The 23,193-nt window shown below is 56.4% G+C and carries 22 protein-coding genes and 1 pseudogene; 8 read left to right on the plus strand and 15 right to left on the minus strand.

The window, feature by feature from the left end; all coding sequences use genetic code 11:
* Positions 1 to 14 precede the first annotated feature (14 nt).
* On the plus strand, positions 15 to 1,532 hold the full coding sequence (locus tag NHF56_RS19550; RefSeq protein WP_252807731.1) for a bifunctional 3-(3-hydroxy-phenyl)propionate/3-hydroxycinnamic acid hydroxylase: 1,518 nt from the start codon (positions 15 to 17) through the stop codon (positions 1,530 to 1,532).
* 106 nt (positions 1,533 to 1,638) lie between these two features.
* Positions 1,639 to 2,514, plus strand: a complete 876-nt coding sequence (locus tag NHF56_RS19555; protein ID WP_252807733.1) for a fumarylacetoacetate hydrolase family protein — start codon at positions 1,639 to 1,641, stop codon at positions 2,512 to 2,514.
* 121 nt (positions 2,515 to 2,635) lie between these two features.
* On the opposite strand, the gene NHF56_RS19560 is transcribed toward NHF56_RS19555, so the two are convergent.
* From NHF56_RS19560 to NHF56_RS19570, 3 genes are all read right to left on the minus strand, one after another.
* Complete coding sequence (locus NHF56_RS19560; RefSeq protein WP_252807735.1) at positions 2,636 to 3,532, minus strand: VOC family protein; 897 nt, start codon at positions 3,530 to 3,532, stop codon at positions 2,636 to 2,638.
* Positions 3,533 to 3,570: 38 nt separating this feature from the next.
* Positions 3,571 to 4,455, minus strand: coding sequence for an alpha/beta fold hydrolase (locus NHF56_RS19565; RefSeq protein ID WP_252807737.1), 885 nt, complete (start codon positions 4,453 to 4,455; stop codon positions 3,571 to 3,573).
* Positions 4,456 to 4,617: 162 nt separating this feature from the next.
* Entirely contained in the window at positions 4,618 to 5,421 is an 804-nt protein-coding gene (locus NHF56_RS19570; protein ID WP_252807739.1) for an alpha/beta fold hydrolase, read from the minus strand.
* A gap of 295 nt (positions 5,422 to 5,716) precedes the next feature.
* Between NHF56_RS19570 and NHF56_RS19575 the strand changes: the two genes are divergently transcribed.
* The 5 genes from NHF56_RS19575 (at position 5,717) to NHF56_RS19595 (ending at position 9,929) form a co-directional block, all read left to right on the plus strand.
* Positions 5,717 to 6,547 (plus strand): alpha/beta fold hydrolase, encoded by an 831-nt coding sequence (locus NHF56_RS19575; RefSeq protein ID WP_252807741.1) that lies wholly within the window; start codon positions 5,717 to 5,719, stop codon positions 6,545 to 6,547.
* Positions 6,544 to 7,203: a glutathione S-transferase family protein gene (locus NHF56_RS19580; RefSeq protein WP_252807743.1), complete on the plus strand. Its 660-nt coding sequence runs from the start codon at positions 6,544 to 6,546 to the stop codon at positions 7,201 to 7,203. Before NHF56_RS19575 ends, NHF56_RS19580 begins: the two co-directional genes overlap by 4 nt.
* A 1-nt stretch (position 7,204) precedes the next feature.
* Positions 7,205 to 8,401, plus strand: a complete 1,197-nt coding sequence (locus NHF56_RS19585; protein WP_252807745.1) for a CaiB/BaiF CoA-transferase family protein — start codon at positions 7,205 to 7,207, stop codon at positions 8,399 to 8,401.
* Positions 8,398 to 9,012 (plus strand): carboxymuconolactone decarboxylase family protein, encoded by a 615-nt coding sequence (locus NHF56_RS19590; RefSeq protein WP_252807747.1) that lies wholly within the window; start codon positions 8,398 to 8,400, stop codon positions 9,010 to 9,012. Before NHF56_RS19585 ends, NHF56_RS19590 begins: the two co-directional genes overlap by 4 nt.
* A gap of 170 nt (positions 9,013 to 9,182) precedes the next feature.
* Positions 9,183 to 9,929, plus strand: a complete 747-nt coding sequence (locus tag NHF56_RS19595) for a GntR family transcriptional regulator (RefSeq protein WP_252807749.1) — start codon at positions 9,183 to 9,185, stop codon at positions 9,927 to 9,929.
* Here NHF56_RS19595 and NHF56_RS19600 read toward each other — a convergent pair.
* Both NHF56_RS19600 and NHF56_RS19605 read right to left on the minus strand, forming a co-directional pair.
* Positions 9,922 to 12,039, minus strand: coding sequence for a 3-hydroxyacyl-CoA dehydrogenase NAD-binding domain-containing protein (locus NHF56_RS19600; RefSeq protein ID WP_252807752.1), 2,118 nt, complete (start codon positions 12,037 to 12,039; stop codon positions 9,922 to 9,924). The genes NHF56_RS19595 and NHF56_RS19600 overlap by 8 nt on opposite strands.
* 18 nt (positions 12,040 to 12,057) lie before the next feature.
* The gene (locus NHF56_RS19605) at positions 12,058 to 12,840 is read right to left on the minus strand and encodes an enoyl-CoA hydratase-related protein (RefSeq protein ID WP_373456351.1); all 783 of its coding nucleotides are present in this window, start codon (positions 12,838 to 12,840) and stop codon (positions 12,058 to 12,060) included.
* Positions 12,841 to 13,080: 240 nt separating this feature from the next.
* On the opposite strand from NHF56_RS19605, the pseudogene NHF56_RS21060 reads away from it, so the two are divergent.
* Positions 13,081 to 13,226, plus strand: a pseudogene (locus NHF56_RS21060) (IS6 family transposase); the annotation flags it as partial.
* A gap of 146 nt (positions 13,227 to 13,372) precedes the next feature.
* Here the strand turns inward: NHF56_RS21060 and NHF56_RS19615 are convergent.
* The 10 genes from NHF56_RS19615 to NHF56_RS19660 form a co-directional block, all read right to left on the minus strand.
* Entirely contained in the window at positions 13,373 to 14,671 is a 1,299-nt protein-coding gene (locus tag NHF56_RS19615) for a TRAP transporter large permease (protein WP_252807756.1), read from the minus strand.
* Positions 14,668 to 15,186: a TRAP transporter small permease gene (locus tag NHF56_RS19620; RefSeq protein ID WP_252807758.1), complete on the minus strand. Its 519-nt coding sequence runs from the start codon at positions 15,184 to 15,186 to the stop codon at positions 14,668 to 14,670. The genes NHF56_RS19615 and NHF56_RS19620 overlap by 4 nt, the downstream gene beginning before the upstream one ends.
* A gap of 61 nt (positions 15,187 to 15,247) precedes the next feature.
* Positions 15,248 to 16,306 (minus strand): TRAP transporter substrate-binding protein, encoded by a 1,059-nt coding sequence (locus tag NHF56_RS19625; protein WP_252807760.1) that lies wholly within the window; start codon positions 16,304 to 16,306, stop codon positions 15,248 to 15,250.
* A 15-nt stretch (positions 16,307 to 16,321) separates the two neighbouring features.
* Complete coding sequence (locus NHF56_RS19630; protein ID WP_252807762.1) at positions 16,322 to 17,374, minus strand: amidohydrolase family protein; 1,053 nt, start codon at positions 17,372 to 17,374, stop codon at positions 16,322 to 16,324.
* 142 nt (positions 17,375 to 17,516) lie between these two features.
* On the minus strand, positions 17,517 to 17,981 hold the full coding sequence (locus tag NHF56_RS19635; RefSeq protein WP_252807764.1) for a hypothetical protein: 465 nt from the start codon (positions 17,979 to 17,981) through the stop codon (positions 17,517 to 17,519).
* Positions 17,982 to 18,027: 46 nt separating this feature from the next.
* Entirely contained in the window at positions 18,028 to 19,041 is a 1,014-nt protein-coding gene (locus NHF56_RS19640) for a quercetin 2,3-dioxygenase family protein (RefSeq protein WP_252807766.1), read from the minus strand.
* Positions 19,042 to 19,071: 30 nt separating this feature from the next.
* Positions 19,072 to 19,965 carry a VOC family protein gene (locus NHF56_RS19645; protein WP_252807768.1) on the minus strand — a complete coding sequence of 298 codons (894 nt, stop codon included), beginning with the start codon at positions 19,963 to 19,965 and terminating at the stop codon, positions 19,072 to 19,074.
* Position 19,966: 1 nt separating this feature from the next.
* Complete coding sequence (locus tag NHF56_RS19650) at positions 19,967 to 20,800, minus strand: fumarylacetoacetate hydrolase family protein (protein ID WP_252807769.1); 834 nt, start codon at positions 20,798 to 20,800, stop codon at positions 19,967 to 19,969.
* 22 nt (positions 20,801 to 20,822) lie between these two features.
* On the minus strand, positions 20,823 to 22,373 hold the full coding sequence (locus NHF56_RS19655; protein ID WP_252807771.1) for a bifunctional 3-(3-hydroxy-phenyl)propionate/3-hydroxycinnamic acid hydroxylase: 1,551 nt from the start codon (positions 22,371 to 22,373) through the stop codon (positions 20,823 to 20,825).
* Complete coding sequence (locus tag NHF56_RS19660) at positions 22,370 to 23,170, minus strand: alpha/beta hydrolase (protein ID WP_252807773.1); 801 nt, start codon at positions 23,168 to 23,170, stop codon at positions 22,370 to 22,372. Before NHF56_RS19660 ends, NHF56_RS19655 begins: the two co-directional genes overlap by 4 nt.
* Between the last annotated feature and the right edge of the window lie 23 nt (positions 23,171 to 23,193).

Genomic DNA, 23,193 nt, shown 5'->3' on the forward strand with positions numbered 1-23,193 from the left:
GCGGAGTGAAAGACGTGTCAACGCAAAAGTCCAAAAGAGAAATCACATGCGACGTGCTTGTCGTCGGCGTTGGTCCTGTCGGCGCCGCCGTAGCGGCGCTGATTGCACAAAAAGGTCATTCCGTCGTTGCCGTCGAACGCGACCTGCAACTTTATCCGTTACCGCGTGCCGTCGGATTTGATGGGGATATCATGCGGATATTCCAGCGTATGGGGCTGGTCGACAAAATCGCGCCGCATGTACGGTTTTCTCCCTATTACGATTTCTTGAGCGCCGAAGGCGAGACCCTTTTGAGCTATGATCGAAGCACCGGCCGTCATCCATCAGGCTGGCTGCCCAATGTTACCTTTTATCAGCCAGCGATCGAAGAGGCATTGCGGGAGCAGATAGAGGTATCGCCCGCAGGAACGTTGCTTCTCGGTTACACATTCCGTTCGCTGACCCAGGACGAATCCGGAGTGAGCGCCGAATTTCAGCGCAACGACGAAACGATAAACGTGCGCTGCAAATATCTAGTTGGCTGCGATGGTGCGCGTAGTCAGGTTCGGGCCGAACTCGGTGTCGAACTAGAGGATTTCGGTTTCGACGAACCTTGGCTCGTTGTCGATTTCCTTGCCGACGATCTTTCAGGTCTGCCCGACAGAAACGTGCAGATTTGCGATCCACAACGACCGGCCACCTACATGCAGATGGGTCCGGGACGCTACCGTTGGGAATTCATGGTGCTGCCGGACGACGATCCTGCAGCGCTGAAAGATGAACAGTTCGTTCGGACCCTTCTTTCCAATTGCGGCGTCACCCGTAACGATCCGATCGAGCGACTCGCGCTCTATCGATTCCATGGGCTGATTGCCAAACAGTGGAAAAAGGGAAGGGTTCTGCTGGCGGGGGATTCCGCTCACCAGATGCCGCCATTTGCAGGGCAGGGGTTCTGTTCGGGTTTGCGGGATGCCTTTGCCCTCGCATGGCGTATCGATCTTGTCCTGGCCGGCCGGGCCAGTGAGCCGCTATTGGCAAGTTATGAGGAGGAGCGCAAGCCTCAAGTGGAATTCATGATCAATTCTTCCATACGGCTTGGGCAGATCGTATGCACGACGGATGTGGAGCGGGCCACAGCCCGCGACACGCTGATGTTGGCCGAGCGCAAAGCCGGTAGCGTGCCACCTCCACCAATGTCCTATCCTCCGCTCGAAAGCGGCTTTTTCATTGCCGATCAACCAGGTGCCGGTCAGCTCTTCCCACAGCCGACGCGTGAAGATGGTGCTAAAAGTCTTAGGTTCGACGATCTGAGCGATGGCCGACCGACGCTCATTTCACGTCATTTTTCGCAACTCGCCGCGTTGGGTTCGATAGAGGACATCTGGCTCAGCGCCGTCGACCGCCCCGAGCTGGAACCGTTCCGGCAACAGCTTGAAGCCTGGCTGGAAGCACACGGTGCCGAAGCCGTGTTGATCCGCCCCGATTTCTACGTTTTTGCCACCGGTTCACCAAGCACCTTGCTGGACTCCTATCGCAAAACCGTGGCCCCATAAGCCGGGGGAAGGGAAGCTCGGCCTGCGCCTATGCCTGGTCGAGCGCGTTCACCCGGGCGAGATTCTGTATCCAATTAACAATGTTAAACCCAAGAAGGAACAAAGAATGCACTTTGCAATGGTGGAAACGGATGGTGAAACCTGCCTTGCGCTCAAACGCGGCAACGACCTTTACGCTATTCCGGTCGCAGCAACTGCCTTTGCCAGAGGTCTTGACGATCTCGTTGCCGCCGATCCGGACGGCATTAAAGACTTGGCGGAACAGATATTTTCTTCAGGTCGGCATCTGAACGCCGAAGACGTACGGTTTCTGCCGCCGCTAAGCCGACCGCCCAAAATCATTTGCGTCGGACTCAACTACGTTGATCACACGGCGGAAAGCGGTTTTGTTCAGCCCGAATACCCGACACTTTTTGCTCGATTTGCCACCAGCCTGATTGGACACGAAGCGTCTCTCGTCAAGCCGGACGAGTCGGATCAATTCGATTATGAGGGCGAACTGGCTGTTGTTCTCGCACGGGGCGGTCGCAAAATACGCAAAGAAGATGCCCTGAACCATGTATTTGGGTATACGATCTGCAACGATGCTTCACTTCGGGATTACCAGTTTAAGTCACCGCAATGGACAGCTGGGAAGAATTTCGATCACACCGGTGCACTGGGGCCTTTCGTCGTCACAGCTGATGCCTTGCCCGCCGGCTGCAAAGGACTGATGCTGGAAACACGGCTCAACGGGACGACCGTTCAGAAAGCGCCCATCGACGATATGGTTTTCGATGTTGCCAGCCTCATCGAAATCCTGAGTGCCTTTATGACCATGGAAGCCGGTGATATCATTATATCCGGCACGCCATCGGGTGTAGGCATGGCGCGAAACCCGCCACTTTGGATGAAACCCGGCGACGTTGTGGAAGTCGAAATCTCCAATATCGGGATATTGCGCAACAGTGTCAGATCCGAAACGGCTCTATCACGGGCATGAACAACGTTCAGACATGGCGATAAGCCGGCGAACGGTAATGCATTCCTGAGACGGGCATCGTTCGAACGGTGTCTGCGAATTCTGGAAAGACCGCCCGACTGCAATCGGGCGGTTTTCTATTTCAAAACTGCGAGAGCTCAACCGCAAATTTTGTGCGCCAGTGAGCAACATCTCCACGCTCCCAGCGGCGAGGCCGCATTGGTATTTCCTCGTGCCAAGGCCGCGGCTCCATCATGTCGAGGTCAGGCAGGTACACATCCATTTCCGTGTAGAGCTCCACCAGGCGCTTGGAATCATCCTGAAAATAGCTTGCGATATTGTGACCCGCCGTATGGCGTGTGGGCCCCCAGACGATGGGCTTGCTGTCTCGCGCCAGAAGATCGGCGGCGTTCACGTGCGATCCGGTTTCCCGCAATTGAAATGCGAGGTGGTGGAGGCGATGCGCCGTCGGTGCTTCCACCACATTGAGAACGTGGTGCTCGTAATTGCAGGTATAGAAATCCAGCACGTCACCGAAAGCGTCCGTTCGGTGGAATCCGAGAACCTCGGTATAGAAGCGTTTGATGGCAGCCCCTTCGGCACTGGCGACAGCAAAGTGGCCAAGCCGCAGGGGAGCAACCCCCGTTGTCGTCATGGTGCCTTCGGTCTGGCTGATCGCCGAGATCAAATGAACCGAATGGCCGCCAATAGGTTCGACCTCTATCAATTCGTCTACGCCGGGACGCGCATCGCTCTTGCGGGTATAAGCCAAGCCTGCAGCATCGAGATGTTTCGCCATGCTGTCGAGATCGATGTCAGCGGCAAGCTGGTAACCCACCGCTTCCAGACCTGAATTGTCGCCTTTCCGGAAACTGAGATTGTGATGGTCGAAACCGAGACTCAGCCAGGTACGGTCGGCGGTTGCCTGTCCGTCTTGCCGCAGCCCCATAATTTCTGAATAGAAACGCAAATCCTCTTCCAGTCTTGCGCTTGAAAAATCCATATAGACCATGCGGAATGTCTTGGGTTTCTGCGGCATTCCATCCTCCTCGATGTTTGCATATTTTCAGAAGCGTGTCAGCGATCACGAAGAAAGACGATTGCCTCGCGGTTGAAGGTTTCCGGGTCCTCCCACTGTGGCCAATGGCCGACCTTGCTGATGGAGACTATGCGGCTGTTGCTCAGCAATCCGTGGGCGCGCTGTGTATTTTTTCGAAAATGCTCGCTGTCGTCGGCGGACTCCACCAGTAAGACCGGCTTCTCGATCGCGCGCCACTCATCGTCGCTCAACGCGCTACGATTGAAGTTTTCCGTCCGTGTGATAGCCAGGATACGTTTCATCGCGCCTTTCATCTCTGGCTGGCGGTAAACGGTCTGGCGCAGTTTGATGAAGTCAGCATTGCGCTTGGCCGGATCGAAGATAAGGTCCGTGAAGATGTTGGCAATATTGCTCCACGAGGGATCATCAATCGCTTTTGAACGATCATTTGCGATCGAGGTTGCCGCTGGCGGGGTGTAGCTCGGTTCGCGTCGCATGCCCGAAGCTGCGCAAAGAACGAGCCTGTCCACCATGCGAGGGTATGTGTGGGCGAAGTTGACAGACAGCCAGCCGCCCATGGAAACTCCGACAAGCGATGCCTTTTCGATGCCAAGGGCAGCAAAGAATCCATGAAGGTGTTGAACATAGTCGCTCATCTCATAGATGTCCTGCTCCGGCTTGTCGGTGAAACCGGCTCCCAGGCAGTCAAGCGCAAAAACTTGAAAATGTTCGGCAAAGGGTCCGATATTGGCACAAAAGGCTTCCCACGAACCACCGATCCCGTGAACGAAAACAACGGTTGGCCTGTCGCCAGACCCGGCGTGGACATATCGGGTCCTGATCCCGTCCACATCCACCCAGTCTTGCCGGAATGCGGTATTTGTCAGATGCGACCAGATGCTTTCATAGTGTTCGTGCTGCATTGAAACCTCCTTCGAACTTCGCCGTTGCCGGGACTGGAAAAGCATCCTCTTACCGACGGTACCTCGTTTGCATACGCCGAGGTTCAGCGCCTCTCCATGGGCAGCAGATAACAGCGCCCGCAACAAAAGGTCAATAAAAAATCATAAATATATGTTTTTAATTTATAGGACACTCCTCCTTCCGCCCAATTCAGGAATGTCGCCTGCGGACAACCAGTCGAGAACCGCTCGCGCAGCTTCTTTCGGGCGTTCAAACGGTAGGGCGTGGCTTGCGCCAGGAATTCTTTTCACAGTCACCCGATCGGGTAATTCCAGAAAGAGTTCATCGGCAGTCTCCTGGGGACGAAGCGGATCCTCGGCGGCCTGCAAATCGAGAATGGGGGCGATGCCGGATGTCCACCAGACAGACTGTGCAACTTTGGCTGCCGCATCCCTCTGTCTTGCAAGAAGGTCCCCATGCCAGCCGTCGAGCCACGCCTGCGGATCGTTGCCGCCCGCGAAAAATACCCGCTGCAAAGCCGCAAGTCGTTCTTCGCGACTGTGCTGATAATTGCTACAAAGCTCGATATCGGATGCGATGCTGCGTGGCCAGTTGCGCGCCGCCGCAGCCAGCAGCACGATACCACAAACCTTCTGTGGATGCCGCGTTGCAGTCATTCTGGCGACCCAGTTGCCGAATGCGTGACCCGCAATGATGGCCGGCGTGCCGCCTGCCACATCAATCACAGCGGCGATGTCGTCTGCCAAATCATAGAGCGTGAAATCCGATGGACCGAGACTGCCGGCGATTCCGCGCGGCTCCGGCAGTATCACGCGCATACCTCCCCCAACTAAGGCTTCCGCAAAAGGACACAGTTCGTTGACGCCCCGTCCGATTGATGGAAGAACAACGACCAGCGGACCGTGCCCACCTGAATAGCAAACGAGCCTGACGTTATCGTTGAGAATGATGGTCTCAGTGTTCAACATAGTCTTCATGTCTCCCTTCAATGACAGGCCCTCAGGATCTGCGGACCCCGAAAATGAATCATGCGTTTTGCACGATCTTTTTTGATTCGAGCGCCTGCCTCACGCGGTTATCCTTGAATATTCGGTTAGAATATATGATTAAGCTACATTAATGATATATAGGCGCAATCAAAAAGCCACTTGCCTGATCCCGCGCGCTCGTGAAGCGAAAGCGCACATTAAGCAGAAAGAGGCTTGCATTATAAAAATCATAAGACTAGTTTATTAAACGATAGAGAGAGGGAGGATTGTAATGACGCATCCGAAGACAATACAGCGGCCCGCGCAGGAGAGCATCCGCCAGGACGTTAAAATGTCGGACGGTGTTGATCTGAAAGCCTATTGCCAGTTCGCCGCCGGTGATCGGCCATGGGTGATTTTTTCCAACTCCCTGATGACCGATTGGCGAATATGGAGCTCTCAGGCAGCGATATTATCGGGCGACTGGAATATCTTGCGCTATGATCAGCGCGGTCATGGAGCGTCTGGATGCGCGTCCGGGGCGACCAATTTTCATCGTCTCGGTACTGACGTAATCGCCCTGCTCGATCATTACGCAGTTGAGCGCGCGGCATTTGTGGGGCTTTCTATGGGCGTCCCCACCGGCTTGGCGGCATTTTCATTGTCGCCTGAACGCTTCTCGGGCCTTATGCTCTGCGATGGTCAGCCAAAGACTGCGCCGGGTGGGCAAAAACAATGGTCCGCTCGCATTGCTGAAGCGCGGACGACTGGAATGCACGGCTATGCTGCCACTGCAGCGCGGCGTTGGCTTGCTGAACCGGATGAGCCGCTCTCTGCTGAACTGTTCTCCATGATGTCTGCGACTGCTTTCGGGGGCTTTGCAGCCTGCGCAGGCGCATTGGCGGATTTTGATTTCTGCAGCGTTCTTCCGAAAATTGACGTCCCGACCTTACTGGTCGCCGGCCAGAACGACGGTCAGCTTCCAGAGACGATGCGCTTGATGGCTGAAACGATTCCTTCGGCGACGTTTGAGACTGTTGTTGGAGCCGGGCATGTGCCTTGTTTTGAAAAGCCCGAAGCTTTCAACGCAATCATGCTCTCCTTTCTGGATCGTCTGACATGATGACGTTACACTGGTCGCCGCGGTCACCCTTCGTGCGCAAAGTCATGATTGTTCTCAAGGAGACGGGTCAGGCCGAAGAGGTGGAATGCGTCCGCACAACCGTTGCCATGCAGACTCCGCCCGACCCGATGGTGCTGGCTGAGAATCCCCTGGGGAAAATTCCTACCCTGATCCTCGAAGACGGCAGGGCGCTCTTCGACAGCCGCGTCATCTGCGCTCATCTGGCAGAGCGCGCTGGAATGCTGAAACCAACAACGCCGGCTGCGCGGCTCCAGCAGGCAGTGTGGGAAGCATTGGGAGATGGCTTGACGGATATTCTTCTGCTCTGGCGTATCGAGCGGCTGCGCGGGGACAAGGCCGACGCGGATATAATGGCCGGATTTGAAATGAAGGTTCGTGCCGTACTCGCCAGGCTTGAGGCGGAATCGGGGGAGATTCGCGGCATGTCGCTTGGTCTTGGCCATATCGCCATCTTTTGCGCGCTTGGGCAGCTTGAATTTCGCTGGCCGGGCACAGGTTGGCGGGAGGCCTTTCCTGCTCTTGCTGCCTGGTATGCCCATATCGGAGCGCGCCCGGCATTCTCCTCCACCGAAATCGTCGATGATTTGCCTGCGGGCGACAGTCTGCCGGCGGCCTTCAAACTAACTGGTAAATGACATGGCTGGACCACTTTCCAATATTCGCGTTCTCGATCTGAGCCGTATCATGGCCGGCCCCTGGGCGGCTCAGATTCTGGCTGATCTTGGCGCCGATGTCATTAAAGTTGAGCGTAAAGGGGCAGGCGACGATACCCGTAGCTGGGGGCCACCCTATTTGAAAGATCGCGACGGCAACTTGACGGCGGAATCCGGCTATTATCTTTCCGTGAACCGCGGCAAACGTTCGATCGAGTTGGATCTAACCACGCGGGAGGGCCAGGATGTCGTGCGTGCGCTCGCTGCGCGGTCGGACATCCTGTTGGAGAATTTCAAGGTCGGCACGCTGGAGCGTTACGGCCTTGGCGAAAAGCAGCTGCGTGCGCTCAACCCGAAGCTTGTCTATTGCTCCATAACGGGTTTTGGCCAGGACGGGCCATTGGCATCGGCTGCCGCCTACGATTTCATGATCCAGGGCATGGGCGGTCTGATGAGCGTAACGGGCGGGCCCGATGATATGCCGGGCGGCGGGCCACAGAAAGTCGGCGTGCCGATCGTTGACATCATGACCGGCATGTATGCAGCCATCGCCGTTCTGGCGGCACTGGCCGAGCGCAACAGCAGCGCCAAGGGCGACTATATTGATCTTGCGATGCTGGACGTTGCTACTGCAATGCTTGCCAATCAGGCGATGAACTATCTCGTCTCCGGTAAGACGCCGCAGCGTCGTGGCAACAAGCATCCGAATATTCAGCCGCAAGATGTGTTTCCTGTGCGTGACGGACACATAGTGCTGGCGGTCGGCAACGATGAGCAATTCGTCCGATTTGCCGAGGCAATCGAAATGCCGGAACTTGCCGCCGATCCACATTACCGAAAGAACGCCGATCGGGTAAAAAATCTGGACCGCCTGCACAAGATCATCGCCGATCGTTTGGCGACACGGGATCTGGCGGACTGGCTCAGCCGCCTTGGCAAACACAACATTCCATGCGGGCCAATTAACACCGTTCCCATGGTGTTTGATGAAGAGCAGGTCAAGCATCGCCGAATGCTGCGCCACTTGCCGCACCCGGTGAACGGCGAGGTCGCACAGGTCGTTTCGCCGCTGCGCTTTGCACGTTCTGTGCTGGCTTTCGAACGGGCACCGCCGTTACTGGGCGCGGATACCGCTTCAATTCTTGCTGAACTTGGACTTTGCCCAGAGGATTATCGATGACGAGCAGGATTAGCTTTCCGTCTCCCGAGGCGATGTCCGAGGCGCAACTGGCTGTCTTCAAAGATATTGTTTCAGGCCCTCGCGGCATGCTGGTCGGGCCGCTCAAGGCGGCGCTGCACAACCCGGTGCTTGCGGACAGATGGCAGAAATTCGGACAGGTTTTGCGTTACGAGACAAGCCTGCCATTCGCGTTGAACGAGATCGCCATACTCGCAACGGCGCGTCATTGGAGTTGTCTTCTCGAGTTTGCCATTCATCGGCGTGAGGCACGCCGCGCCGGTGTAGCCGAAACGCTTATCGAAGCTCTACGCTGTGGCGAGCGGCCTGCCTTCGGTGGTGATCCGGCTGCGGCCGAAATCTACGAATATACGCGTCAGCTCCTGACCTCTGGTGACGTGTCTGACGCCGCGCATCTCGCAGTTCGTCAGCGCTGGGGGGAGACGGGTGTTGTGGAACTGACCGCGGTTGTCGGTTATTACTCGCTGGTGGCCATGACACTGAATGCGCATCGCGTGCCTCTGCCTGAAGGTTTGGAATGCGAATTGCCAAATGTTGAAGGCGGCATATTCTACCTGCCTGCCCTACATGATGCTGTGCCGTTTCCCGTCTAGGCGGCGTCAATGACTAGATCGGCAACGGTCAACTTCGGCATCCCTCCAGAAGTCTTGCAACGATTCTGCAGACCAACCGAATGATGTGGCCGCTTATAGAGTCTTTTCATGTAAAAATCAAAAGTCTATATGATGACTATGAAGAGTGAGAGGACGTGAATATGTCAGAGGTGAGCCTGAAATCCCAAACGGCTAACGCATTGGAGAAAAGCAACGTTTCCCGCTACATCCAGCTTGCATCCATGTTTCGCAAATGGGTGGAAAACGGCCAGTGGTCCGTCGGTTCGCAAATTCCCACCGTCGATCAGTTGGCGAAGCAATGCGGCGTTGCCGGCATGACCATTCGGCAGGCGCTCAACATCTTGGAAAAGGAAGGACTGATCGAACGCTTCCGCGCCAAAGGGACGTTCGTGAGGGGAAAGCCGCAGCGAAACCTGTGGTGCGAGGTCCACACAGACTGGAATGGTCTTTTGATGTCGAGGAGCGATGCCGACATTTCAATTCTGTCGGATACGCCCAATCAGACGCTGGATCAATCAGGATTTGAAGTTGGAAATGTGGTGCCAGCCTATCGCCACCTCCGACGACTTCATAAGCGGGCCGGCGTGCCGTTTCTCGTCGCTGACGTATTTGTGGACGAACGTTTGCGAGGTGTGATTCCTGAGGAGAATTTTTCCAAAACCACGGCGATGCGTCTTGTTTCCGATCTGCCAGGCGTAAAAATCGTCGACGCCCGCCAATATCTGACTGTGGATTCGGCCGATCTCGAAACGGCATCGATGCTCGACATCGCTTTGGGCGGGCCAATCGCCAAAGTCCAGCGTTTGGCCGTCGATACAAAAGGTGATTTGCTTTTGGTTGCAAATGGGCTTTACCGTGGCGACATGGTACGAATTGACATGAAGCTGATTAAGTAGGCTGCTCGGATTGGGTATGCGACTGGAGCGCGCGCAAGAGGCAAAGATTGCCTCTCTTGAAACCAAAACCGGTGACTTTTTCAAGATCGTTTAGCGCATCCTCCAGAAAGCCTGGAGGGCGGCTTGCCGCCCAGTAAAGTGGTCCGCCGCGATAAGCAGGGAAGCCGTAACCCTTAACCATCGCCAAATCTATGTCCGATGCACGGCTCGCAATCCCTTCGCTGAGAGTGTTGACCGCTTCATTTACCATCGAAATCAGTGCGCGGGTGACAATGTCTTCGCTGGAGAAGAGGCGGGCTACATAGCCGTCTTCAGTTCTGCATTCGGAGATAATCCGCTCCGTTTCGACGGAGGCTATTCCGCGCTTGTCCGCGCTGCCGTAATCATACCAACCAGCACCTGTCTTGCGACCGAGGCGTCCGGCTTCACAAAGACGATCAGCAATTTTCACGTAACGTTCGCGCGGGTCGCGTTTAGAGGCAAGGCGCTGACGCGTCCTCCAGGCAATGTCCAGCCCTGAAATATCTGACACTGCGAATGGACCCATGGAGAAACCAAAGTTTTCAAGTGCAATGTCGATTTCCCATGGTGAAGCGCCCTCCTGAACCATCAATTCGCATTGCCGACGGTACGCGGAATAGATGCGGTTTCCGATAAAGCCTTCACCGACGGCAGAGATTATCGGGCTCTTCTTGAGCTGTTTGCCCAGGGCAAGCGCTGTCGCTAAAACGGGGGTCGATGTTTTTCGACCGCGAACGATCTCAAGCAGTTTCATGATATGCGCGGGGCTAAAGAAATGGAGGCCAACAACGTCATGCGCCCTGCCGGTGGCCGCAGCCAGCCGATCAAGGTCGAGATATGAGGTGTTTGAAGCAATGACTGCTCCTGGCTTGGCTAGTTTCCCCAACTGCTGCATAACCGCAATCTTGACGTCCATATCCTCGAAAACCGCTTCGAGTAGCAAATCTACCTCTGCGAGTGCGGCAATGTCCGTTGTAGCCCTCAGGCTGGCCAGTTGTCTCGAAGCGGTCGCTTTGACCCTGTCTTGCTTCGCTGACGATCTTTGAAAATGCGCATGAATTCGAGATACGCCGATATCAAGAGCATCTTGAGTTCGGTCAATCAGAGTCACTCGATAACCGCTTTCGAGGAAGCAGATTGCTATATCCGCACCCATTGTGCCGGCACCAAGAATGCCAACCTTGCCGATATCGCGTGAAGTGGAGGCTTCAAGACCTTCCACCTGCCGGGCTCTTCGTTCGGCAAAGAACTGATAGCGCAATGCACATGCCTGTTCGCCATAGCGAAGTGTTTCGAAAGTCGAGCGCTCGAGCGCGAGCGCGCTATCAAAATCCATGAGCGGTGTTTGCTCGAGCACCTTGAGAGCGCAAGGGACGGACGCCAATCCTTTTGCGCCGCGGAGCGCTTTTGACCGTGCAGCGTCAATTTTTTCAGGTGGTTCAGCGGGAATTGAATAGTCACGGAGCCGCCGTTTTTTGCCGTGCAGTGATTTGGCAGCATTTACCGCAGCTGCCCGCAGCGGACCGTCTGCTATAATATCGACCATGGACAGCTCAACCGCTTCATGCGCGCCAACCCGACGGCCCGACGTTATCAACTCAACCGCGCGGCTCATGCCGGTCAGTCGCGGCAACCGTTGTGTTCCACCTGCGCCTGGTATTATGCCAAGGCGCACCTCAGGCAGGCCAACAACGGCTTCCTTATCGGCGATACGATAATCACAACCAAGTGCAATCTCATAGCCACCGCCAAGGCCTGCCCCATGGATTGCCGCCACGACTGGTTTGGGGCAATCTTCGATTGCCATGATTACCTGCGGAACTGTGGGCTCTCGAAGAGGTTGGGCAAACTCGTGGATATCTGATCCGGAGATGAATGTGCTGCCGGCACCGATGATTACGATGGCCTCAATCCCTCCGGCGGCCCGTGCCTGCATCAAGGCCTCCAGAAGGCCGCGTCGCACGCCCCAGGAACCCGCGTTGACCGGAGGATTGTCGATAGTGGCAACCAGTATACCGTTTTCAATGTCAAGCTTCACGGCAGAGCTGCCATCAAGGGCAGCCACTTCTTTGATGGTCTGCGTCCGCATTTTGGGGGTCCTTCGCCTTCAGCGGCCCTTGAACACAGGTGCGCGTTTCTGAACCACAGCCTGCGATGCCTCGCGGGCATCTTCCGTTGCCATCAAACGTGTACTGAAACTCTGTTCCAACTGATAGCCGTCTTCAACAGACATGAATTCGACAGCGTTCAGCGCCTCTTTTCCTAGGCGCAGTCCTAAGGGCGCCTTTGCCGCGATAAGGGCCGCGAGAGCGTGCGCCTCTTCCATCAGTTGCTCAATCGGCACAATGGAATCAACGAAGCCCCAGCGTTTGGCCTCATGTGCGTCGATAGGCTGGCCTGTAAAGAACATGCGTCGCAGGACGCCTTGAGGCAGGTGACGTCCCAAATGCGCTGTTGCTCCGCAGCGTCCAACATTGATTTCAGGCAGACCAAATCGCGCGTTTTCTGCGGCAATCCGAATATCGCATACTGAAGCGATCACGGCACCTGCACCAAGTGCAGGTCCGTTGACAGCAGCTATGGTTGGAATTGTGCACTTGCGGATATTTTCAAAGCAACGCCGGATGACGCGCGCTCTGCGTGGATCGTCCTCAATCGTCGCTGAAAGAAATTCGTTGAGATCTAGTCCCGCACAAAAGGCTTTACTGCCTGCCGCCGTCAGGACGATGCAGTTTGTATCTCCCCAATCGTTTGCGGCCTGGAAACAATCGGCAAGCGCCTGATATACTGCCAATGTCACGGCGTTGACAGGCGGATTGTTGAGTGTGACGGTGGCGACTTTGCCGGCCTTTTGGATGGTAAGGCTTTCGAATTGAGCGTTCGTAGTAATTTCAGTTCTCCCAAATGAGCCTCGACAAACTCGACGGATGTCGATTTAGCTCATAAAGCTATATTTATATCTTAAGCCTGTCTAGATCGAAGTTGGCTTTTTTGTCTTTGTCGCGATTTGAAATGGACATCCATTTCCAGCCTGTCGAACGTCAAAAGTCGCACCAAAATTTGGAATGTTCATCGTGCCCAGCTATTGCCAAGTTTTTGGCTGCTTTTTTGTTTCGGGTAGGTGCGCAGCATGAAAATACCAAGCACTTTCCCGGTCTGAAGGGGTTTCGTTTTCCGCGTGAAGTTGTCGCCTGGGCGGTGTGGGCTTATCATCGCTTTGCTCTCAGCACGGTCGGTGTGGAAGACCTTGTTGCTGAACGCGGTGTTATCGTGAGCGACTAAACTGCAGAAATGACCGCTTGAAAAAGCGGGGGCCACGCCACTTTGCATCCAATGACAAACAACTTGGCAATACCGTAAAGGCTAATCTGCTCACGAGAGCCCTCAATTGTCTGGTAAGCTGCACGATTGTCGCACCGCGCTCAATAAAGAATGGTAGGTAGCCAGAGAGCGATTTGCGGAAACAAGAATAACAAAATTATGAGCGCAAACGGCGCGACCAGAAATGGGATTATCGCCACATAGAGCTGACGGATGCTTATTTCCGGAGCCTGAGCCTGTATAATGAACAGGTTCATCCCCACTGGCGGGTGAATAAGGCCCAGCTCAACGACGATTACCACGATGATTGCAAACCAGACTGGATCATATCCAAATCCCGCGACCACCGGCAAAAACACAGGTACAGTGATCAGCACCATGCCAATTCCCTCAAGGAAGCATCCCATAACGATGTAAATGAGGATTATCAGCGCCATGACTGCCCAGGGCGCCAAATCGAGCGCCTGTGCTGCCCCCAGAAGCAGATCCGGCAATTTTGTCTGCACGACAAAATTTGCGAAGATAGAGGCTCCGATGATGATGGTGAAAAGTACGCAACTTGTCAGTACGCTTACCTTGAGCGAATGCACAAGGCCCGGCCATGTCAATCTCCGTCCGATAACGCCTAAAACGATTGCGCCAAACGCGCCAATGGCAGCGGCCTCATTCGGACTGAAGACGCCAGCGTAGATGCCGCCGATCGAAACGGTGAAGAGCACGATAAATTGCCATGGTTCCTTCAGTGCGAGAATTCGGGCCTTGAAACTGGCGGGCGGGTCTACCGGCACAGTCTTGCTCCGACGCGCAATAAACAATGCGATCGCCATGTAGAAAATCATAAGGAGGATTCCAGGGACAAGGCCGGCTGCGAACAGCTCAGGCAAGGGCTGTTCGGCAATTGCCGCATAGATGACGAGTATCAGAGACGGAGGAATGAGGATACCAAGGCTACCGCCAGCGGCAACTGAAGCCGTGGCAAGACCATCGTCGTATCCTGCCTCCTTCATCTCCGGCAGCGATATGCGGGTCATCGTGGCCGCCGTGGCTATCGAAGAGCCGCAGACAGCGCCGAATGCGCCCGACGCGCCTATTGTCGCGACAGAGAGCCCGCCTGGCAGGCCTGACAAGCAAACACGCGCGGCCTTGAACAATTCGGCTGACAGGCGGCTGTTCGTTGCCACCTCCCCCATCAGAACGAAGAGCGGCACCACAGAAAGACTGTAGTTCGAAGCGGTATCAAATGCGGTCGTGCCGGTTACGGCGGCTGCCACCGAAAGCCTGGAGAGGAGCGTGTTTCCGACGATCCCGCAGATCAGCAGGCCCAACCAGACGGGAACGCGCAGGAACAGCAGTGCAAAGAGGACGAGGACGACGACCAAACCGAGAATAGGGGCGCTCATTGTGCGACCTCACCTTCATTGGGTGCGTGACCTTGTTGTTGCGGGGCAGCGATTGCGCCAGCCGCAGCCAACACGCCGTTGGCAACGCCAAAGAGCGCAATAGCCCATAAAATCCAGACCGGCAGATCCAGCTCCAGCTTCATGTCACCAAACATGTAGGCTTCCTGTGCTGGCTTCACCATCGACCAGAAGATGAAGCATAGCGCTGCCAACGAAAGCACAGCAGCGGTTACTTTCAAAAGGCGGACGATCGGCGGTGGAACGATGCCGTCAATGAGATCAATGAGGATCGGTTGCCCTTCGAAGAGCACTTTCGGAAGCGCATAATAGACGCTGATCATCAGGCAAATTTCGACGATGTCATAGGAACCCGTCACCGGCGCGTTAAAAACATATCGCATGAATACGTCCGTCACTGTCGTCATCATCATGGCGACAAGGGCGAGGATCGGCACAATCAACATAGCGCTGAAATAGCGATCCGCCACCCGGTGCAATTTGGCCGAGGACTTCATTTTGTCGTTTCCCATTCTAAGGAGGCCGCACCGGCGCGAACCGGCGCGACAACAATAGACATTACTTTGTGTAAGCTTCGTAGAAGGCCGAACCGGGCTTGCCGGAGTCATCGACCGAGGCAATGGAGGCCTTGATGATCGGGGCAACAGCCTCACGGAACGGAGTGAGCTGATCGCCCGATAGTGTTTCAATCTTCACGCCGTTATCAACCATATACTGCCGACCGTCTGCCTCGCCTTCGTCCCAGGACTTGCCGAATGCAGCCGCCCTTTCCGGACCCACGGTTTCGTCAATTGCCTTTTGCAACTCAGGGCTAAGGCCATCGTACACAGCTTGGCTCATGACGAGACCGAAGGGCGCCGATGCAAGGCCGGGCTCGAGCGTGTAGTGCACGATTGGACCGAGATTGAACGACTTTGTCGCCTCGAAGGGGAACATTGCGCCATCCGCGACGCCCTTGGAGAGCGCATCGACGGTCTCGGCGGGGCCAATATTCATCGGCGAGGCACCGAATGTTTCCAGGATTTCCTGGAAGGTCTTTCCTGCATAGCGGACCCTGAGACCCTTGATGTCTTCGGGCTTGGTTACATCCACCGTGGTGGTGCTGAGCTTCAGCGGCGGCGTAACAGCCATCCAGAGGATCTTGGTGTCGGGATGTTCCTGCGCCAGATATTCGGGAGCAAGCTCCGTGAGGCGCCTGGACATGATTTCGCTGGAGTTGCCTTCCGATGGCGAGGTCAGCGGCAAGCCGGCAAGCTCGGTGAGCGGGAAGCGTCCTGGGGTCGCGCTGTAAAGTATGATCGCCATATCAGCAAGACCGTTCGTAACGATCTGGTACTGGCGCGGCGGCGGGCCAAGCTGACCAGCCGGAAAGATTTCGAGCGACAATTCGCCGTTGGTTTTCGCCTTGAGCTCCTCGCTCCATGCCTCCAGCGCATGTTGCCAGGTATGGTTCGGTGGCAGAAAGTTCGAAACCTTCAAGACAGTTTCTGCCGCTGCAGGCGACAAGCCCGCAGCGAAGAAAGCCGCAGCAAGCAGCCCACGCTTCATGTAGTTTTTCATGGTTCCCTCCCGTTTGATGTTAAGCGGCTCAGCTGAGCCGATGGTCATGAATTTCATAGGTCTTCTCTCCTCCTATCGAGCTTGCATGTTCAGGTCGTTGCCGCGCTGCTGTTCGATGATTCCGAGAAAGCCAGCGGCGTTCGCAAACGTCAGTTTGTCGGCGATCGCGGCATCACTCTGCTGCTCGGAGATGCGTGCCCGCGGCTTTCGATCGTGGAAGTTGAATGGATAATCGGTGCCAATCAGAATGCGATCATCGCCGAATATAGAAATAAGATGCCGAAGCGTCGGCGTATCGTAGACCAGCGAGTCCACGTAGAAACGACGCGCCTGAACATAGGGATCTTCATCGATCTCATCCTTCAAGGCCGGAAAGACCGACCACCCTTCGCGCAGACGTGGCAGAAGGCTCGCAAGCGTACCGCCGCCATGGCTGAAGGCGATGCGAAGTCGAGGCAGTTTCAAGAGCATATTCGACGTTATGCATGAGGCCGCCGCAAGGCCGACATCCGTTGGGTAGGCGAGAACCTGCTGGAGCTGGCCCGGCCCGACCAACCGGTCCATGCCGGTGGGGCGCACGGCATGAACGAAAACGGCCGCGTCCAAATCCTGCGCTGCTTCAAAGAACGGCAGCAGGCTTGGATCACCCACCGGTACACCATTGATATTGCTGCCGATCTCGACGCCGGAAAAGCCGAGCGCCACGAGGCGCCGCAACTCAGCGATAGCCATGTCGATATCCTGAAGCGGCACGGCGCCAAGACCGCAGAAACGTCCCTGCCCCGCATCGATCATGCCTGCAATCACGTCGTTCGTGTAACGAAGCAAGTCTCGCGCCGGGACGGCGTCCATCCAGTAATTGAAGAGTTCCGGCATGGGTGAAAGCGCCTGAACACCGATGCCCATTTCGTCCATGGCGGCCACGCGACGATCAACGGACCAGCAGGCGTCGCTCACGGTTCTGTAATTCTTGCCGTTGACGACAACAGTTCTGTGGCAATCGCTGGCGGCAATCATGGACGGCCATGCCGGCGGCGCATTTCCTCCGGCATATGCAGGGAAATCGTGCGGGACGACATGCGTGTGCACATCGATGCCGCAACATTGGCAGCCTCTCCCGAACATGTATCTCCGGCTCTTTATGCCGTCTTCGCCCATATATCTCTCCATTGTTTACGTCGCCGTCTTGTCTTTATTGTTCGGCAACGCCTAAGCATTCCATGTCTGCAACCGCCCAACCGGGGTGCGCTCCCGGCTGCGCACCACATCATCCCGAGGTCACTGACGACGGACCAGCCTGCGGATCCACGAGACCCGCCTTCCCACCCGCCCGGATGAAATGGAACGAGCTGATGACTGCGATGACAGCGGTGACGATACCGATTGCCCCGTAGCCACCACCCTCAACCAGGGCCCCTCCAATGAATGGCGCTATAGCTGAACCGGTCACCAGCATTGACAGCGTGGCGGCGACTGCATAGCTCCCAGAAAACATAATTGTCAGCGCGAAAATGCCCTGGAGGATCGGACCAAGGGCGGAGACCTTGATTGAGGAGAGCCGCTTTCGGCCGTTAGCACCAGAGAAGGCGCGCGCCAGGGTCAGCGATGCGATGACTGCGCCGATCAGGAATGCAGTGGGCAGTGCGCCACCCATTGCCGGTCGGTCGCCATAGCCGTCGATCAGGGTATTGACCCAGAGCGGCAGTGCCGCGAGATCAATCATACCTGCCATCTTTTCCTCCCCCAATTTTATGTCCAGCAAATGTGCGCTACTCCTCTCAGGCGAGCGCGACATCCACCCCGTTCAACCCCTTGACTGCGGTCACACAGGCCGGGAGGTCGCTTTTGTTTTCGAACACGAATTCCTGCGTTTTGGCACCCGCCCTGTCCCAGAACTCGAGACCGTCGCCATTGGCTCCGGAGAGAACCCAACGAGCATGGCCACCCTCAACACGGGTCGCATAGGCGGTTCCAGCAGGGATGTTGGCGAAGTCACCCGCATTGAGGATGTTCTCCTCACCACCGAGTGTGAGGCGGAGTGTTCCGGACATCAGGTAGAGCGAGACATGTGTTGCAGCGTGAACGATCGCGGGCATCCCCGCCCCATGGCCAGCCTCAATGGTGCGCATGTCCAGGGCACCTTCAGTGATCGCACGTGACAGAACGACTGTAGACATATGGCCGTTGAGGCGCCTGGTCAGGCCATAGCCGGACTGCAGAATGTAAGATGCAGGCTCCGTGGGCAACACGCGGTCAGTTTCATCGCCGTTGGTGGCTTCAGCGTAGGTCGCGCCATCAACCCGCATAACTCCATATTGGCCCATAGCCGGGCCCATGCGAGAAAAATCGAACGGATGGTTTTCTGGGGGCAGACCGGCTTCCTGCCATTCCTCGCCGGCGGCCGTGAAAAAGCCTTCCCAACCACCGGGTGCCACAACACCGAAGAAACTCGTACGCGGTGCGACCGATCTGTAGGAATGCACATCGTAAGGTTTGACATAGGCAAAATCGCCCTCGGTCAGTATGCGCGACTGTTCTCCGCACCAGACTTGCAAGCGTCCTCGGGTGCAAAGCCATGTATCGTGCTCACGTTCGTGATAGTGCAGCGGGATTGCCTGACGGTCGTAAGTCGCTTCACAGACGACAGCACCATAACCTCCTGCGGTTTCCTCAACGCCAGCGAGAAGGTGTACCATCTGTCCGGCCACGAGCAGGCATTTGCCCTCGCCTTCGCGGAGAATGTAAGGCACATCTTTTCCCGGCGCCTGCTTGATCGTGACCTTTTCCAACATTTCAAACTTCCTCCATTGGGCTCCGCTTCTTCAAAGGAACGGAATTGCCAATTGCGCTTTCTTGCATTCCTCAGTCTTCGGCGGGGCAATGCCCCACTGATCGGTGCGGCCGGGCGGCCAAACCCAGTCTTCCGGCCCTCCCACGCGATAGTCGTCGTCGACCACCAGAACTTCGGCCGTGTGCTCGATAACGATTCCGAACGGATCGACGAAATAGGTAAAGACATTATCCCCCGGTCCATGGCGCCCGGGACCCCAACCGATTGGAAATCCGCCGTCGCACATCCGGCCCGCGGCTTTCATGACCGATTCCCAATCGTCGTGGTTGAAGGCGATGTGGTTGAGCGTATCAACCGGCGCGATTGCCAGAACGATTGCGTGATGGTCGGAGTTCGTGCGCACAAAGCCCATCATCTTCGAGCGATCGGTGAGCTTGAAACCCAAACCGTCTTCAAAAAAACGGATGTCTCGCTCAAGATCGGTCGTGTTGATGTTCACATGGGCAAGACGGTCGGGACGATCGCCCTCGGCATCAACAGGCTCTGAAGGCATATCGCCCTGCACGACGCGGTAGCAACGGCCCGCTGCATCTCGCACCGAGAAACCTGTGCCACCACCATGATCCGCGATCGCCTCGATCTCCCCAATGGGGCTGCCGCCAGCTTTGGTCATACGCTCGCGAAGTTGATGAAGATCGGCATCTTCGGCGGCACGGAAGGTGACCGAAACAATACCTGCGCTCGGCCCACCGGACAGCTTTACGACATAAGGATCGGTTCCACTGGCCCGGAGATAGGCCACGCCTGCTCCGACCTCGACTGCATGCAGCCCCCACGACCTCGTGTAAAATGCAACCGCCGCTGCGATATCAGGGACGATCAGTTCCACGCTTCTCAGACCGGAGATTGGAAATTGAGACGCCATTTCAGGCCTCGTCAACGATTCTGCTGGTCAGGGTACCGACACCATCGATCTCGATCGTGATCGTGTCTCCGGCCTTCATCCAGACAGGTGGTTCTCGTTTGGCGCCAACCCCACCCGGTGTGCCCGTCGCAATAACGTCGCCAGGGGAAAGCTCAGTGAACTGAGAGACGTAAGCGATAATGGTCGGGATCGGAAACAGCATGAAGGAGACCGGCGCTTCCTGCATCGTCTGACCGTTCAGCACGCTGCGCACGACAACGGCCTCGAGATCTTCGATCTCATCCGGGGTGACCAATTCAGGGCCAAAGGGTGCTGTGCCAGGAAAGTTTTTTCCCGGCGTGAACTGTGTGGTGTGCCACTGAAAATCCCGGATGGATGCATCGTTGAAGCAGGCAAAGCCGGCAATATGGTCCATCGCCTGTGCTTCGGAAATGTTTCTTCCGCCCTTGCCTATGACCACGGCCAATTCCGCCTCGAAATCGAGGCTGGTCGATACCTTTGGGCGGACGATCGGATCATTCGCGCCGAGCAGCGTATCGGCAAAACGGGTGAAAATGGACGGATTTGAAACCTTGGCGCGGCCGGTCTCTTGACGGTGGCTTTCGTAGTTGTGGCCAACGCAAAGGATTTTCGACGGGTTGGGGATCGGCGGCAAGAGATGCACTGCCCCGCGGGCAATGCGCGGCGCGTCGCCAGCGGGATGCATCGCACCGCCAGCTATCGCTGAACGCAGGTCCACAGCTGAACCCGGCAGCGCGCCGAGGTCAACGATCTCGTCACCTTCAACCCGTCCCCAAGAGGCTCGTCCCTCGAACTCGAAACTTACAAATCGCATTTCATATCTCCACGTAAGATCATTATTGTGCGGCGGCCATGCCGGGGCGAACTTCCAGCGCCATGGCCTCACCTAGCCGCACCACTTCATTTGAGAATGTTTCCTGGTCGGCGGAATGGACGGCGACATAGAAGTCAGGCCGGACCAGCGCGATCACAGCGTTCTTCGTCTCAAACCAATTTTCCAGATGACCGTCCAAATCCTGCACGTCGTCGCCTAAAACCATTTGCGTGGCATGAAGTTGGGCGAGAACAGCCGCGCTATCGGGGGCGAAATCGACGGGCGTGGCAGAAAGAACTACCCATCCACCGCCAGTTTTGGAATCCAGCAGCGCGCCATCTTCTGCTATTTTTGGATTGATAAAACGCTCGCCGGCATGGCTCGCGATTATGTCCGATTGAAGTGGGGCAATGAGTTCTGCCGCTGTTCGCATTCCCTTCGTGCTGCGGATGCGCTCATCACGCTCACGCGCTTCCTGCGGGTCGAGAACGCAGATGTAACGCCCAGCTTCAACCGCCTGACCGATGACGTGGCGCACCTGTCGATCGCGTTCCTGCTGATAGGTTTCCAACAGACTTTCGGTGGCCTTGCCTTGGCATACCAGTGCAAGCTTCCAGGCAAGATTGGCAACATCGCGCATGCCGTGACACATGCCCTGCCCAAAGAATGGAGGTGTTTGGTGGGCCGCATCTCCTGCCAGGAAGGTCCGCCCGACCCACCAGCTTTCGGCGACAAGGCCATGGAACCTGTAAGTCGCTGCCCGGATGATTTCGTGCTCTGCACCTTTGACCCAGGGCTGAACCAGTTCCTTCACATTTTCCGGCATCGCCATGACCGCGTCATCCTCGCCGGGCAGCAGCATGAACTCCCAGCGTCGGTGATTGCCGCGGCCAGGAACGATCGTCGCAGGCCGGGCCGGGTCACACATCATCACGGACAGGCGCTGCAAGTTGGCACCATCTGGAACGCCCGTCAGATCCGGGAAGCTGATCGGTCCCTCGACCTCCGCGTCCACCACCAGCCAAGGCTCTTCAAACTTGAGGTCGTCCAGCTTCACGCCAATAGCTTTGCGCACGGCGCTGCGTGCGCCGTCCGTTCCCAAAACCCAGCGGGCAGTCACAGTCTGGCCGTCGGCGAAGCTTAATGTCGCCAGATCGGCGCCCTGCACTATCCCGACAAACTCCCGACCAAGCTGAAGCGTGACATGCGGGTGCCGGGAAAGTCCGGACCTCAGGACTTCTTCAAGCTCTGGTTGGTAGAAGAAGTAATCATTCGCATAGCCATATGGCCTTGGCAGGCCGGCGGCACTCATGAAACGAATGACGCCGTGATCCGCGCCAATGTGAAGGTGGCCATCTGCCGCCAAGATCCTGTCGGAAATCGGCTCAAGCAGATCCACATCCTCGAGAAGGCGCAGCATTTCATGATCAAAATGAACTGCGCGGGGCAGCGCGTAGGGAGATGTATCGCGATCCACCACGAGTGTTTTCAGCCCGGCGCGTCCCATCAAATTGGCCGCATAGGCTCCAACAGGGCCACAGCCAATAATGGCGACGTCATAATCGACGGTCATGCACTTACCTCTAAAATACGTTTGAAAAAGCGAACGAGTTCGGGCGCAAGGCGCGCGGAATAACTGATTGGGTCGGCAAGATCTTCCTCCGAAAACCAGAAGTGTCCGGCCTCTTCGAACTCGACAGATCGCACTTGAAAACCGGCCTGACGAAGCGCCAAATCGAAATTTCTTGACTGCTCGGGGCTGATGTCGCGGTCGCAGTTCCCCCAGCAAAGAAGGACCGGCATCGCCTTGCCATAGGTGATCTGTCGAAGCGGCGCCGCATCGTGATAAAGCTGCGGATTGTCGTAGGGCGTTGCACCCATCATGCGCTCGGTCTTGTCCGTGCCCGGCGCCGCGTTTAGCGTCAAATCTGCCTGCCAATGGGCGTGGAGATCGTAGACGCCGTAAATCAGCGCCATGCCTTTAACGGATGGCGTTGAAAACTTGTCCGAAAGGAGGGCAAGCGATGAAAGATGTGCGCCGGCGGATGCCCCGAGCGTTGCAATTCGTGCGGCGTCTATTCCATGAGCATCGGAATTTTCAGAAAAGAACGATATTGCAGCGGCGACGTCTTCCACGTTTCCCGGAAAGGCGGGACACTTGTCTGCGCGCCGATAGTCGATCGTTGCAACTGCAATACCGTTGCGGTTCAGGAGCTGTGCCCAACCGGCCAGTGATCGACGATGTCCACGGATCCAGCCACCACCCGGCACCGCAATCACCAGCGGGTGCGGCCCCGAGGCGTCCGGCAGGTAAAGATCGGCAAGAAGAGCTTGCTCTCCGGCATGGCCGAAGCAGATTTCAGACGGCATCAAGTCCTCCACGACCGCTCTCC

It is taken from the genome of Rhizobium sp. L1K21 (genome assembly GCF_024055895.1).
Lineage (GTDB): Bacteria > Pseudomonadota > Alphaproteobacteria > Rhizobiales > Rhizobiaceae > Ensifer_A.